Raw genomic sequence first — 13,253 nt, 5'->3', positions numbered from 1 at the left:
TAAGACGCAGAAAATATTTTCTGCGTCTTATATGTTTCTCCTTGTTATCCTCCCTCTAAATTTGTCAATCGTTTTAATTTTCATAAAAAAATGATAAAATGTAAACATGTGTTTTCAGAATAATTAAAAACGCAGAAAGAAAACACTGTTTTTAGGAGGGGTTTTGATGACTTACACGTTAGCAACTAGAATGAAAGCATTCCAATCTTCTATATTTAGTGAATTAGGGGCTTATAAAAAAGAAAAAATTGCAGCAGGTCACAAAATGATTGATTTAAGTATCGGGAATCCTGATATGCCGCCTGCTGACTTCGTAAGAGAAGAAATGGTACATACAGCAAGTGAAAAAGAAAGCTATGGATACACATTAAGTGGTATTCCAGAATTTCACGAAGCTGTAACTGAATATTACAACAACACTCATAACGTTAAATTAAATGCCGATAAAGAAGTTTTATTATTAATGGGTTCACAAGACGGACTCGTTCATTTACCTATGGTTTATGCAAATCCGGGAGATATTATATTAGTTCCGGATCCAGGATATACAGCTTATGAAACTGGAATTCAAATGGCTGGTGCAACATCTTACTACATGCCATTAAAGAAAGAAAATGATTTCTTACCTAACTTAGAGCTAATTCCTGAAGAAATTGCCGATCAAGCGAAGATGATGATTTTAAACTTCCCAGGGAATCCGGTCCCAGCAATGGCTCATGCAGATTTCTTTAAAGAGGTAATTGCATTCGCGAAAAAGCATAACATTATTGTTGTCCATGATTTTGCTTATGCTGAATTTTATTTTGATGGTAATAAACCAATTAGCTTCCTCTCTGTACCTGGTGCTAAAGAAGTTGGAGTAGAAATCAACTCTTTATCAAAAAGTTATAGTTTAGCAGGTAGCCGTATTGGATATATGATTGGAAACGAAGAAATTGTTCGTGCACTTACTCAATTTAAATCAAATACAGATTATGGTGTGTTTTTACCAATTCAAAAAGCGGCATCAGCGGCACTAAGAAATGGCGCTGCGTTTTGTGAGAAAAATCGCGGTATTTATCAAGAACGTAGAGATACTTTAGTTGATGGATTCCGAACATTTGGTTGGAATGTTGATAAACCAGCTGGTAGTATGTTCGTCTGGGCCGAAATTCCGAAAGGCTGGACTTCGATAGATTTCGCTTATGCATTAATGGATCGTGCGAATGTCGTTGTTACACCAGGTCATGCATTTGGACCTCATGGAGAAGGCTTTGTACGTATTGCACTTGTTCAAGATAAAGAAGTGTTACAACAAGTTGTTGAAAACATTAGAAATAGCGGTATTTTTTCTCTTGAAAAAGTAAATGAATTAGTTAAAAATTAATGATAACTCCCCTGCTTAACTGTAGCAGGGGTATTATTTATTGGAGGTACTTTCATATGCATATTCAAGACACTCTTCCTCATCGTTATCCTTTTTTAATGATTGATAAAGTAACAAATGTAAAACATGGTGAATCCGTTACGGGATATAAACTGATTTCAAATAATGAGTGGTTTATAAATGATAATCAAAAACATATGCCTCATATGTTAATTGTAGAAGCACTTGCTCAGCTTAGTGCATTTGTAAATACAAGTGACTCTGAAGGGCTAGGCTTCCTCTCTTCGTTGGATGGGGTTGAATTCCACGGAAACGCATATCCCGGTGATAAACTTGATTTACATTATAAGCTTACTCGCAATCGTCGAGGTTTTATTCTCGGTAAAGGTACTGCAACTATTAACGATCAGCCGATTGTAACTATAGAAAAGCTATTAATATATCAAGCAGAATAGAGACGATGTAATTCGTCAGGATATCTCCCTCCTACAAATTCGTCTCGCCAACATGAACAGAGTAAACAAATTACTTGGTTAGGAGCAGGAAAATGGAAAGTACTATCGGTATCGATGCTGGAGGAACATTAACGAAAATTGCTTATTTGAACGAACAAAAGCAATTAGCTTTTGAAAAATTTTATTCAAATGAACAAGATAAAATAATAGATTGGCTTAAGAAAAGCACTCGTATAAAACAAATATGTATAACAGGTGGTAAAGCAAAACAATTACAGCAACTACTTTCAGACTCATATAATATAGTAGAACTAAACGAATTTGAAGCTACTCTTGTAGGTGTCCGATACATATTAAAAGAAGAGCAATATGATATAAACAACTTTATTTTAACAAATATAGGTACAGGTACTTCCATTCATTACGTTTATAATGAAAAATATATTCGAGCTGGTGGAACGGGTGTTGGCGGTGGTACTATTATGGGGCTTTCAAAATTGTTAACAAATATAGATCATTTTGAAGATGTGATTCCTTTAACAAAATTAGGTTCTAGAAAAGAACTAGATATTACGGTCGGTGATATTTATGGTGGCATTCTCTCTCCTATTGATAATAGCTTAACTGCAAGCAATTTTGGTAAAGCTACCAAAACAGATTCAAATTTTAGTAGTGCTGATATACTAGCAACTGTGCAAGGACTTGTCGGTGAAGTTGTTACTGCATTAAGCCTTCAATTCGCCGAAACAAAAAACATTGACCATATTATTTATATTGGTTCCACTCTATGTAATAACGTACACCTTCAAAATATTATTAGTAACTACACAAAATATCAAAATAAAACACCAATCTTTTTACGAGATGGTGGTAATAGCGGTGCGATTGGTGCTTTACTTCATATTACGGATAAAAAAAGCTGACACTTGTCAGCTTTTTTGCAACGGTACTTCAAATTCTATAATTGATTCCCCATTCTCTCCAATTCGCTCTACACTAACTCTATCAACTATACATTGTAACTTTTCAGGGAAATTATGAATATCCTTAGCTACTTCAGCAGCTAACTCAGTACGTTCTTTTCTCCCGACTGTTACATGCGGTATATACGGAATATCTTCTTTCAAAAATTGTAATAAGGCTCCTGTATATAGCAAGTCATGTAGTTCTTCTATTTGTTTTTGCCCCTTTTCAACTCGTAAAAATAAATATTCCCCTTCACCCGAAATTTGATTCGCAAATTCTATTTCTATCTCTTGTATCCCTTTTGATAATTTTAAAATATGTAATTTCAGCTCATCATTTGAAATCGAGCTTTCAAATGGGAATACAATTGTAATATGCGGTGGGATTAAACCAAATAAAGGATCATGTTTTTTCCTAATGTTCTCTATTTCATTAATAGACATGTCGTTTAGAAAAAGTAAAATTGTACGCATTTTTATATCCCCTACTTTCTCTTTTTATATTCATCATATTGTATGGTAGCTTGCACTTCAACAAATGATTTCAATTACATATAAAAAGAAAAAACTTCTCAAAAGAAAAGTTTTTTCTTATAAAGCATGATTATTATTTTCCCGCCAAACTTTCCTAAACTTTATATAACAAGCAATTCTCCAAGGAATAATATACGAGACAGCAACAACATAAAATAATAAACCAATTGTTTGTTGATCTAAGTCAACAATATATTGTCTTGAACCATATCTTAAAAAGACAAGTGCAATAAAAGTAATTAAAAAAGCTGCACTTTTTTTCGTATAAATATTCCCATCATCTCTTCGTTCATAATTTGTTAAAACTATAAGTGGTACGGCGAGAAGAATTCCAATCGATACTGCTATAACTACTTGTACTATAGCTGGATGTACGGGACCAAAAAACCATAAAACACCCGGTGTTAAAAATAATAATGGCCACAAAATACGTAGCCCAGTTCCCTTTATAGGTTTATACATAGATCGATAACGACGCCAGAATATTATTAGTGCAATGCATAAAAAAAATGGAATGAGTGTAGATGTGTCTCCCATTTGCTACCCTTCTCTCTATAGTAATCTAATACTATTTTAAATCGTTTTTTCGAATGATACTTTTCGAATAAATATACTACTAGTTATGATATAAAGAACAGTTAATCCAATTGAAATAACAGTAAAATATGGAATATCTACTGAGGATACATCACTCGTAAATAATAAACTGGTTACTCCTGCTTCCCCATAAAGCACACTATTTGTTGATAAGAAAAGTGTTCCACCAATCATAAGACCAATCCACTTAAATCGTTGCTTAAAAACTACTACCACTTGAAAGAAACATGCTGTTGTAACATAAAATAAAAATTGCAAAATAAATTGTTGTACCGATTGCTGTCCAAAACTAACATTTACTAAGTTATATTTTAAATCTTGTAAAAGCATAACTTGAAGAAATGAAAATAATGCAGATTGAAGTACAATGTAACAAATTGCTCCGATAAAATATTGTATTCTCGTTACACCGAATGAAACTGCTAAACGAAATAGCTCATCTTGTATGATGAAAACACTCCCTACTATAAATAACATAATTGCTATTGAAGGGTTATTTATAATTTCAGGTAAATAACCAATGTTCGCTCCATTTAAATGAGCAGCATTTAAAGCCCCTTTTATTAATAAAGCTACAATCCAAAATATTATAATTGCTTTATAATGAAAATTTATATGTAACTTCAATTGCTTCATTAACATCGTCATTTCACTTCACCACCAGTTATGTGTATAAATAGTTTTTGTAATGTAATTCTATCAATCAGTAACCCTTCTTTTTCAAGAGAGTAATAATCTTCATTAGAAAGTTCTTCCCATATAACAGCAATCCCCTTATTTCCATAAACTTCTCGATTTATTATTTTTTTATTTATCGAAAACTCATCTACTTTATCTTTTTTTCCTGAAATAATATGAGCTTGTTGCAATAAATCTTCCACCGATGATTGAACAACAAGTGCGCCTGCTTTTATGATGATTACATCTTCAATAACATGGGTTACTTCTTCTACTAAATGTGTTGATAATATTATTGTTCGTGGATACTCACCGTAATCTTCTAGTAGTAAACTATAAAACAACTCGCGATGTGCTGCGTCTAAACCTGTAGTTGGTTCATCAAAAATAGTAATTGGCGCCCTACTTGCTAATCCTTGAATAATTCCTACAACAGTTTGCATTCCATGTGATAGTTTATGGTATTTTTCTTTCAAATTAAGTTGAAATTTCTTGGCAAGTTCTTCAGCAAACTCTTGATCCCAGTTTTTATAAAACATGTTACATAAATTAAAAATTTCTTTAATTTTATTATTTAGATACGCAGCTTCTTTCACTTTAATAAAACAAATATTTTGCATCGCTTTACTATTTTCAAAAACATGTTCGCCAAATATTGATATACTTCCACTACTTGAAGTAATTCGGCCTGCAAGTAAATTTAATAGTGTCGTTTTTCCTGCCCCGTTTCTACCGAGCAAACCATATATTTTATGCTCTTCCAATGAAATCGTTACTTCATTTACTGCTATTTTCTTTTTATATTTTTTCGTTACGGCTTTTGTTTCAAGTGCAATCATCCCTATTTCCCCTCCTTCGTAATTTTTTGAATCATATCCATCAATTCATCTTTGGATATTTCTAGTACTTTTGCTTCTTCCCACACTTTAGGTAAATATTCAGTCATAAAAGTATTTTGTCTTTTTTTAAGTACGACTTCTTTCGCTCCCTTTGCAACAAACATCCCAATCCCTCTCTTTTTATATAGAATCCCTTCATCCACTAATACATTTACCCCTTTAGCTGCAGTAGCTGGATTTATTTGTAACATCTTCGCAAATTGATTTGTTGATGGAACTTGTTCTTCTTCAAGTAATATGTCTTTTAAAATATCAGATTCAATCGTTTCTGCAATTTGTAAGTATATTAATTTATTTTGCTCCAGAGTAGGTTTCACAATTTCACCACCTTAGGTTCATAGGTTCGTTACTTATGTAATTAACCATATCACATAAAAATATTTATTTCCATAAATTTCTTTTACAAAAAAAGAGAGTCATTCTATTAAGAATGACTCTCTTTCTAAAATTTCGAGGTTTCAACTCTTGTTCTCAAATTCTTTTCATTTATTCCATTTTGACAAAAGCTAAATTGTTGTTCCGTTATGGACTTTGTACGATCTACTACTTGCCCTAAATGATAACTTGTATGCTCCGCTAAATGTAATAAGCTATGAAGATCCATATGCTTTTTTTCTTCGCATGCTTGTAAATATGCTTTTCTCCATTCATCAAATACTTCTTCAACGTACTGTAGCAAAACTTCAGTACGTTGTCGCTTTACTGGAAAATACTCCTCGATTCCCTTTTCAAAAACTATATTTGGATTTTTATAACGACTAGTATTTCTCTGTATATGTTCACTAATATGCAGTACGATTCCACCAATTGAATTAATAGAGTCCCTTTGTTTCCACAAATCTTCTTCACTAACGAGGCTAATTGCCTGTAATAACTTAGGTAAATAATGATCTTGCATTCGATAATAAGTAATTTTGTATACTAACTCCACCTATTCTCCTCCTATCATTTCAACTACTGCACTGGATATTTAACAAATATAGATTTCCGAAACTCTTTCTCATTTATAAACATTGTAATTTTTTCGCTATTATCGTTAAGGAACTTTACTACTTTCTTTTTATCCCATATATCATTTTCTTTTGGAAAATCATCAAATTTTTCATACAAGATTGATAGTATATCTTCTCTTTTTATCGTGAAATTTTTATTTTCTACTTGAAACTCGTAACTTTTCGCATTTGGTACTAAAATCGCTAGATAAATAACGTTAAAGAGAAAATTCTTCTCCATTGTGTCCTTGCCATCAAACCAATACGTCTCAACCATGTCTTCTGTCAGAGTTCCATTTGCACCATAGTTTACCTTTATACTTTCATTCTCCAAACTAATACTTTGAAATGTATCACCACCGGGTAAATGATTAACAATTGCAACTACATCTGAGTTATTACCAACGTATGTCCCAGCATATTTCTTAAAGTCACTAGGTTCAACATCAGATATTTCTTTTATTCTTTCTCCGCTAGAACAAGCAGTAATACATAAAAAAATTGTTAGCATAACAACTACATTACGATGCATATATTTCATTTAGCATCCCCCATTTTATCGATATTTCGTTCATTACAATACTTCTTTCCAAAACCCTTTAAAATATACGCATTTTAATCAAAATTAAAAATTTTCAATTTTTATGTTTACAATTATCCATTAATTGTATATACTTACTAACGTAAGAAAAAATTCTAAAAGGAGGTCGAAGGAAATGATGAAATTACAATTACATGCTTTAACTTTAGCGTTAACTGCACCTTTGTTTTTCGGACAATTAAATATGAATTCGACCACCCTAATGGAGAATTGAAAATCGCACTTTATTTCTATTAATTCATAAATTCGCCACAGGAGGTCGTATACTTTCCTGTGGCCTTTTGACGCCCAGCCATAGGAGAACTATATCTTCCTGTGGCTTTTTTGTGCGATTTTTTAGCCTCTTATATTATTTTTTAAAGAAAGGAGCAACATTCGATGACCATTAGCGTATTGTTTTTAAGTATTACGATTCAAAGAAATACAATTTCCAAAGATGAAATTTTTCATAATGAGCAAATTGAAAAAGCTATGAATGATGTTAAGGAGCGCCAAGCGCTTTATTGTGATCACCTGTAATTCCTTTTCGAAAGGAGGAATTCATTTATGACTTTTCATATTTTCTTTTTTACAACTGTACTTCAGAAAAACACTTTATCTGAAGATGAAATCATTCGTAAACAACAATTAAAACAACTGACTGATAAAATGACTGACATTAAAAGTTCATACTATACGCAAATGTATTAAAAATATATTTTAAAGGAGCAATACCTTCATGAAATTCAAAGCATTCTTTTTAACAATCACCATTCAAAAACGTAAGCTTTCTCAAAGTGAGATTTTGCGTGAGCAACACATTCAAACTATTATGGACGAAGTGAAAGAGCACCAAGCTTCTTATTACAGCCGTCTTTTCTAAATAACTTTTAAAGGGGGAAAAACTAATGAAATTTAAAGTATTCTTTTTAACCATTACGATTCAAAAAACTAAGTTCTCAGACAGTGAGATATTGCATGACCATCAAATTAATAAAGCTATGGAGGATGTAAAAGAACGTCAAAGTCACTACTGTAGCCATCTATAATTCCTTTCGAAAGGAGGAATGTATCATGAAGTTTCACCTATTCTTTTTAACAATTACAATTCAGAAAAAAAACTATTCTGATGCGGAATTAAAACAAGAACAACAATATAAACAGGTTATAGACGAAATTCGAGATCGTAGAAGCAAGTACTACTCTCATCTATAATCTTTTAAAAATATAAAATTTGAAAGGGGTCGATTATGATGTTGCTAGCACGCTGTAAGGAAATGATTTGGATAGTTCAGAGGGATTCCACATAGTTTTATTGGGGCTATATCATACAAGTTTATCGTTATATTTGATATGTAATAAATATATAATAAAAGTTTATGCATACACTTTTTTACATTGATTAACAAACAAAAGATACACCACTTAAAAAGCGGTGTATCTTTCTCAACTTATACTATTTTCGATTACTTCGTTTCGTCTTAAACAATCTCACTAAGTTCGATACAACTGTTTTTGTTACTGCATAAACTGGTACTGCCAAAATCATTCCGATAATTCCCGCAAAGTTACCTACCCCTAAAATTAAAATAATAATTGTTAACGGATGGATATTTAATTTTGAACTCATAATACGCGGTGAAATGATGTTACTTTCAAACTGTTGTACAATTGTTACGATAATAATTACGTACAACGCTTGCATCGGAGATACGAACAGACCTACAATAACAGCTGGTGCTGCACCGATAAATGGACCTAGGTTAGGAATGATATTTGTAAATGCTGCTATAATTCCTAAAACGAAAGCGTACGGTAAATCGATAATTAAATAACCGATAAAAGTAAAAGCACCTACAAATATACAAACGAGCGCTTGTCCTTGAATATATGCAGATAATGTTTCGTTCGTTTCCTTAATGATACGAAGTCCTTCTTCACGGTAAGACTCAGGTAATAGACTAACTGCTTTCCCTGGAAACGCATGTCCATCTTTAAACATATAAAATAAAATAAACGGTACTGTAAAGATAACTAATGCGACGTTCGTTATAATACCAAATAAAGCCGTTGCACTCGACGTAATTGTGTTTGGTATATCCTTTAAGTATTCAATTGCATTTTTTTCAATTGTTTCAATGGAAACATAGTTTTGTGTAGATAACCATTCAAACAATCTATGATGGGATAAATCTTGTATGTATAGTTTTCCCTCTTTAATATAACCGGGCATATTTTTTACTAAATCCATTAACTGTTGCGAGATCGTTGGAACAACTACCCCAACTCCAACTGCAGTTAATGTTATAATAAAAAGATATAACAGTAAAATCGCTAAATTTCTAGGTACTTTTTTATTCTCCAAAAAGACTAACAATGGGTTAAATATGAAGTATAAAAATAACGCGATTAAGATTGGGAAAAACAACGTTGATATGAAGATACCAATCGGTTGAAATAGAAACGATATTTTTGTGCAAATAAATATAATCGCTACAACCATTAGCACTTCTAATGTCCAAAAGTGCACTTTCGATTTCAAAAAAACGTCCTCCTTTAAACTAGCACTTCTCTTCATTGTACCAAAATAAGCAAGAATTTCACATAATATTTTCCTTTACAATATTCCAAAATACCAATAAATACACTACAATGAGATTACATACAAATTTGCAGGTAAAGGTGATAAAAATGACACAATGCATCATATGCAGAAAAGATACGAAAGAACTTAGTGAACAATATGTCATCCCCGAAATATTATGTGGATATTATTTCACAAACTCAATTTGTGATACTTGCCATGAACAAATGACAGCAAATATTGATCGCCCCTTAATTCGGCATAAATTAAGTCAATTTAAGATTGAGCAAATGAAAAAACAAATTGATTCCCCGCTCTATACGAATGAACATGGTGAGGAACTTGCGGCTGCTGAGACAGATGTTGTTGAAGTAAGTGATGAAATACTTTATTCCAATGCATTAATTATGAAACTATGTAAAAAGCACGATATTTCGCTACATAATGAAATTTGGAAAGAAGAACGTGTAACGAAAGTAGCTAGCTCTATTCAACGTGAATTACTTTTAGATAACCGTAAATACAAAATGAGTGTATTAAAAACAGCTTATACTTTCGCTGTCCAAGCTGTTGATGGCTATTTTGAAGATCCAGATGCGATTGTTATTTCTAACATTCTATCAAATGCCGATTTTATGGAATTAAAAGAAAAAAGTATAGTTCGCGATTTAAGTAAAAGTTCTTTATGGAATACATTAAATACAAATAGCGAGAACCATTACTTTATTTTATTAAGTGATAAAGATGGCCTGTTCTGTTTCATTCGTCTATTTGATATATTTGACGTTGTCGTTCATTTATCAGAAAAGAGATATGAACTTTCATCTCCAATTGTCGGCGTAAATGATGTAAATAGGCAGGAATTTTATGTCCAAACTTTAAAACAGTATATGGATGGGCTATTTAAAGAAAAAAAACCTACTATTTAATCGAAATCAGAACATACGGTCTCCTTTCTTGATGAAAAGACACTGTGTTATAATAAGTATGAAAAGAACAATACAATCACATAAACCAATTATTAATTGTAAATAAATAAAAAAGACCAGTGTGCGGCTACACACTAGTCCACGTAACTTAGCAGATTGGATTGTTCATTTATCCTATTTGTTTCTTACAAACAAAACAACCCACATTCTATTGGCATAGGTGGGTTGTTATTTTTTGAGCTTGTCTATTAAAACGACGACGAACGTTAACAATGCAACGAGAAACAGTCCACCCTGCAGTAGCAACGCTATTTCACTCACGTATTATCACCCCCCTCCTATTTGGAGAAGTGATAATTGAACAACCAACCGTACCTTAAGTTACTATTTAATTTTACCATATTTTCTAATAGTTTACGATTAAAACCCGCAAGTGAAATACTTGCGAGTTTTTTTATCCCGTATTAACAGGCAGTAAACAAAATGAAGCAAAACATAGGTGAAACTGCCTGTTAATAGCCGATTGGTTCAACTTTATTTCTCACTATTTTTTTAATGCATATGCATCAGCTATCATTTCACCAACAATTTTATTTTCTTGTTCCTTCTCGTCTTTCAATAAAGGAAATAACAGTTCTGCCACTTCATATGCCTCTTCTAAATGGGGGTATCCTGATAATACAAACGTATCAATTCCTAACGCTTCATATTCTTTTATTCTTTCTGCTACTGTATGCGGATCTCCAACAAGCGCAGTGCCAGCACCACCTCTTACAAGCCCAATTCCAGCCCATAAGTTAGGACTTATCTCTAACGACTCTCTCGTTCCTTTATTTAAATGTGTCATTCGTTTTTGTCCAACTGAATCATATCTTGCAAATGTTTTTTGAGCGAGCTCAATTGTTTCATTATCTACATATTGAATTAACCTTTCAGCCTCTTCCCATGCTTCTTCTTCTGTCTCTCTTACAATTACGTGTAGTCTAATACCAAATCGTACGTTACGCCCCTTCTCTTCCGCAAGTTTTTTTACTTCATCTATTTTCTCTTTCACTTGCTCTGGTGGCTCTCCCCAAGTTAAATATACATCACTATGTTCAGCCGCAACTTCTTTACCTGCAGCGGACGATCCGCCAAAATAAATTGGTGGATACGGTGTTTGAACCGGAGGAAATACAACTTTACTCTCCGTAACTTTAATATGTTTTCCTTCTAAAGAGATTGTTTCACCTTGTAATACTGACTTCCAAACCTTTAAAAATTCATCTGCAACTTCATATCTTTCATCATGTTCAAGATACAATCCATCACCTTGCAATTCAACAGGATCTCCTCCAGCTACTACATTAATAAGTAATCTCCCATCTGAAATTCTATCAAATGTAGATGCCATCCTCGCTGCAACTGTCGGTGACATTAACCCTGGTCTAACTGCTACTAAAAATTTTAATTTCTCTGTCTCAGCCGCAAGAGCTGATGCTAACACCCATGGATCTTCACAACCTTGACCAGTTGGAAGTAATACACCAGTATATCCTAAATAATCAGCTGCCTGTGCAACTTGCTTATAATAACCATATTCAGCTGCTCTTCCTCTTTTTTTCGTTCCTAAATATCGACCATCTCCATAAGCCGGAATAAACCATAATAATTCCATATCTTTACACACCCCTTATTTATTTTGAAACGTATACTAACATACTCTATATAAATTACCCCTAATAATTTACCCCACTATTTGCGGGCAGTAAGATCCCGATTGGCGAGGGCTGATAATCAGTGGGGGATGTCCCCTACTGATTAAAGTTTCACTTTATATGTTAATTCCCTGTCTCTCCTTTAAAATTATCTCGCCATCTTAAAAACTTCACTTCTAGTAAACGTACGAGTGAATCAGAAAACTTTCCAACGAATGCAAAAATAATAATGCCGACAAATACGATATCTGTATTTGAAAATTGCCTAGCATCCATAATCATATAGCCGATACCTTCTGTAGACCCCATAAGTTCTGCTACTACTAAACTCACCCATGCAACTCCTAATGATAATCTTGCTCCGAGTAATAGGTTCGGCAATGCTGCTGGTAAAATTAATTTTGTAATTAATTTTCTTTTACTAAACTCTAACACTCTGGCAACATCGAATAACTTTGAATCTACACCTCGTATCCCTAAAAACGCGTTTACGTATAGAGGAAAAAATGCACCGTCCGCAATTAATAATACTTTCGATGTTTCTCCAAAACCGAACCATAATACGAAAAGTGGCGCAACAGCTAAATGAGGTACAGTTCTTAACATTTGTACAGATGGATCTAAATATTGCTCACTTTTCGTTGAAAATCCAACAATCGTTCCTAAAATAATTCCTAAACTCCCGCCGATAAAGAAACCAGCCGCAGCCCTAAATACACTGATACTTAAATGACCGAATAACTCTCCTGTTTTAATAAGTTCTTGAAAAGCTAGTAATATATCTAATGGCGTTGGTAAAACTGTTTTAGAAACTAAATCGAATACGCCGGCTAACTGCCAAATAATTAATACGATAATCGGTATAGTAATCGGTCTTACTAGCACTTTTACATTCGTCTTTCGCACTTTCTTTACATTGTTTTTGCCAATCGTTATACTCGCCCTTTTCATAACAGCTTTCGTATTCTCCAATTTAC

The 13,253-nt window shown here is 32.9% G+C and carries 20 protein-coding genes; 9 read left to right on the top strand and 11 right to left on the bottom strand.

Annotated elements, in window-relative coordinates; genetic code table 11:
* Positions 1 to 166 precede the first annotated feature (166 nt).
* The 3 genes from DT250_RS05925 to coaW all read left to right on the top strand — a co-directional run bounded on the left by DT250_RS05925 (position 167) and on the right by coaW (position 2,744).
* Positions 167 to 1,366: an LL-diaminopimelate aminotransferase gene (locus DT250_RS05925; RefSeq protein ID WP_142310746.1), complete on the top strand. Its 1,200-nt coding sequence runs from the start codon at positions 167 to 169 to the stop codon at positions 1,364 to 1,366.
* Between the two features lie 56 nt (positions 1,367 to 1,422).
* Positions 1,423 to 1,821 carry a 3-hydroxyacyl-ACP dehydratase FabZ family protein gene (locus DT250_RS05920; protein ID WP_087983795.1) on the top strand — a complete coding sequence of 133 codons (399 nt, stop codon included), beginning with the start codon at positions 1,423 to 1,425 and terminating at the stop codon, positions 1,819 to 1,821.
* Positions 1,822 to 1,913: 92 nt separating this feature from the next.
* Positions 1,914 to 2,744 (top strand): type II pantothenate kinase, encoded by an 831-nt coding sequence (gene coaW, locus DT250_RS05915; protein WP_088063757.1) that lies wholly within the window; start codon positions 1,914 to 1,916, stop codon positions 2,742 to 2,744.
* A gap of 6 nt (positions 2,745 to 2,750) precedes the next feature.
* Here the strand turns inward: coaW and DT250_RS05910 are convergent, their stop codons facing one another.
* The 7 genes from DT250_RS05910 to DT250_RS05880 form a co-directional block, all read right to left on the bottom strand.
* Positions 2,751 to 3,260, bottom strand: a complete 510-nt coding sequence (locus DT250_RS05910; protein ID WP_098133252.1) for a 2'-5' RNA ligase family protein — start codon at positions 3,258 to 3,260, stop codon at positions 2,751 to 2,753.
* Between the two features lie 117 nt (positions 3,261 to 3,377).
* Complete coding sequence (locus tag DT250_RS05905) at positions 3,378 to 3,857, bottom strand: CcdC family protein (RefSeq protein ID WP_149212774.1); 480 nt, start codon at positions 3,855 to 3,857, stop codon at positions 3,378 to 3,380.
* 36 nt (positions 3,858 to 3,893) lie between these two features.
* Positions 3,894 to 4,565 carry a DUF4052 family protein gene (locus DT250_RS05900; RefSeq protein WP_149212773.1) on the bottom strand — a complete coding sequence of 224 codons (672 nt, stop codon included), beginning with the start codon at positions 4,563 to 4,565 and terminating at the stop codon, positions 3,894 to 3,896.
* Positions 4,562 to 5,434, bottom strand: a complete 873-nt coding sequence (locus tag DT250_RS05895) for an ATP-binding cassette domain-containing protein (protein ID WP_149212772.1) — start codon at positions 5,432 to 5,434, stop codon at positions 4,562 to 4,564. The genes DT250_RS05900 and DT250_RS05895 overlap by 4 nt, the downstream gene beginning before the upstream one ends.
* Before the next feature lie 2 nt (positions 5,435 to 5,436).
* A complete protein-coding gene (locus tag DT250_RS05890) occupies positions 5,437 to 5,811 on the bottom strand; it encodes a GntR family transcriptional regulator (protein WP_000805192.1) in 375 nt (124 codons plus the stop codon).
* A gap of 125 nt (positions 5,812 to 5,936) precedes the next feature.
* On the bottom strand, positions 5,937 to 6,425 hold the full coding sequence (locus DT250_RS05885; RefSeq protein WP_149212771.1) for a DinB family protein: 489 nt from the start codon (positions 6,423 to 6,425) through the stop codon (positions 5,937 to 5,939).
* A gap of 23 nt (positions 6,426 to 6,448) precedes the next feature.
* Entirely contained in the window at positions 6,449 to 7,027 is a 579-nt protein-coding gene (locus DT250_RS05880; RefSeq protein ID WP_088608858.1) for a DUF4825 domain-containing protein, read from the bottom strand.
* Between the two features lie 438 nt (positions 7,028 to 7,465).
* On the opposite strand from DT250_RS05880, the gene DT250_RS05875 reads away from it, so the two are divergent.
* The 5 genes from DT250_RS05875 to DT250_RS05855 are packed head-to-tail and all read left to right on the top strand — an operon-like array spanning position 7,466 to position 8,281.
* The gene (locus tag DT250_RS05875; protein ID WP_000156189.1) at positions 7,466 to 7,606 is read left to right on the top strand and encodes a YrzI family small protein; all 141 of its coding nucleotides are present in this window, start codon (positions 7,466 to 7,468) and stop codon (positions 7,604 to 7,606) included.
* 27 nt (positions 7,607 to 7,633) lie between these two features.
* Positions 7,634 to 7,777 carry a YrzI family small protein gene (locus DT250_RS05870; RefSeq protein ID WP_000142721.1) on the top strand — a complete coding sequence of 48 codons (144 nt, stop codon included), beginning with the start codon at positions 7,634 to 7,636 and terminating at the stop codon, positions 7,775 to 7,777.
* Between the two features lie 28 nt (positions 7,778 to 7,805).
* Complete coding sequence (locus tag DT250_RS05865; RefSeq protein ID WP_017560126.1) at positions 7,806 to 7,949, top strand: YrzI family small protein; 144 nt, start codon at positions 7,806 to 7,808, stop codon at positions 7,947 to 7,949.
* Between the two features lie 25 nt (positions 7,950 to 7,974).
* Positions 7,975 to 8,115, top strand: coding sequence for a YrzI family small protein (locus DT250_RS05860; RefSeq protein WP_000669812.1), 141 nt, complete (start codon positions 7,975 to 7,977; stop codon positions 8,113 to 8,115).
* A gap of 25 nt (positions 8,116 to 8,140) precedes the next feature.
* Positions 8,141 to 8,281, top strand: coding sequence for a YrzI family small protein (locus DT250_RS05855; protein WP_064473550.1), 141 nt, complete (start codon positions 8,141 to 8,143; stop codon positions 8,279 to 8,281).
* Positions 8,282 to 8,522: 241 nt separating this feature from the next.
* Here DT250_RS05855 and DT250_RS05850 read toward each other — a convergent pair whose 3' ends face one another.
* On the bottom strand, positions 8,523 to 9,608 hold the full coding sequence (locus DT250_RS05850) for an AI-2E family transporter (protein ID WP_000837880.1): 1,086 nt from the start codon (positions 9,606 to 9,608) through the stop codon (positions 8,523 to 8,525).
* Positions 9,609 to 9,757: 149 nt separating this feature from the next.
* On the opposite strand from DT250_RS05850, the gene DT250_RS05845 reads away from it, so the two are divergent.
* Positions 9,758 to 10,579, top strand: coding sequence for an HNH endonuclease (locus tag DT250_RS05845; protein WP_060487133.1), 822 nt, complete (start codon positions 9,758 to 9,760; stop codon positions 10,577 to 10,579).
* A 228-nt stretch (positions 10,580 to 10,807) separates the two neighbouring features.
* Here DT250_RS05845 and DT250_RS32180 read toward each other — a convergent pair whose 3' ends face one another.
* From DT250_RS32180 to DT250_RS05835, 3 genes are all read right to left on the bottom strand, one after another.
* A complete protein-coding gene (locus DT250_RS32180) occupies positions 10,808 to 10,900 on the bottom strand; it encodes a putative holin-like toxin (protein WP_001289320.1) in 93 nt (30 codons plus the stop codon).
* Between the two features lie 223 nt (positions 10,901 to 11,123).
* On the bottom strand, positions 11,124 to 12,236 hold the full coding sequence (gene ssuD / locus DT250_RS05840; protein WP_149212770.1) for an FMNH2-dependent alkanesulfonate monooxygenase: 1,113 nt from the start codon (positions 12,234 to 12,236) through the stop codon (positions 11,124 to 11,126).
* A gap of 163 nt (positions 12,237 to 12,399) precedes the next feature.
* On the bottom strand, positions 12,400 to 13,248 hold the full coding sequence (locus tag DT250_RS05835) for an ABC transporter permease (RefSeq protein WP_149212769.1): 849 nt from the start codon (positions 13,246 to 13,248) through the stop codon (positions 12,400 to 12,402).
* Positions 13,249 to 13,253: the final 5 nt, after the last annotated feature.

The sequence above is a fragment of the Bacillus sp. AR2-1 genome (assembly GCF_008368755.1).
GTDB lineage: Bacteria > Bacillota > Bacilli > Bacillales > Bacillaceae_G > Bacillus_A > Bacillus_A wiedmannii.
The sequence above is the reverse complement of the archived record's forward strand: the minus strand, read 5'-3'. Positions and strand labels throughout refer to the sequence as shown.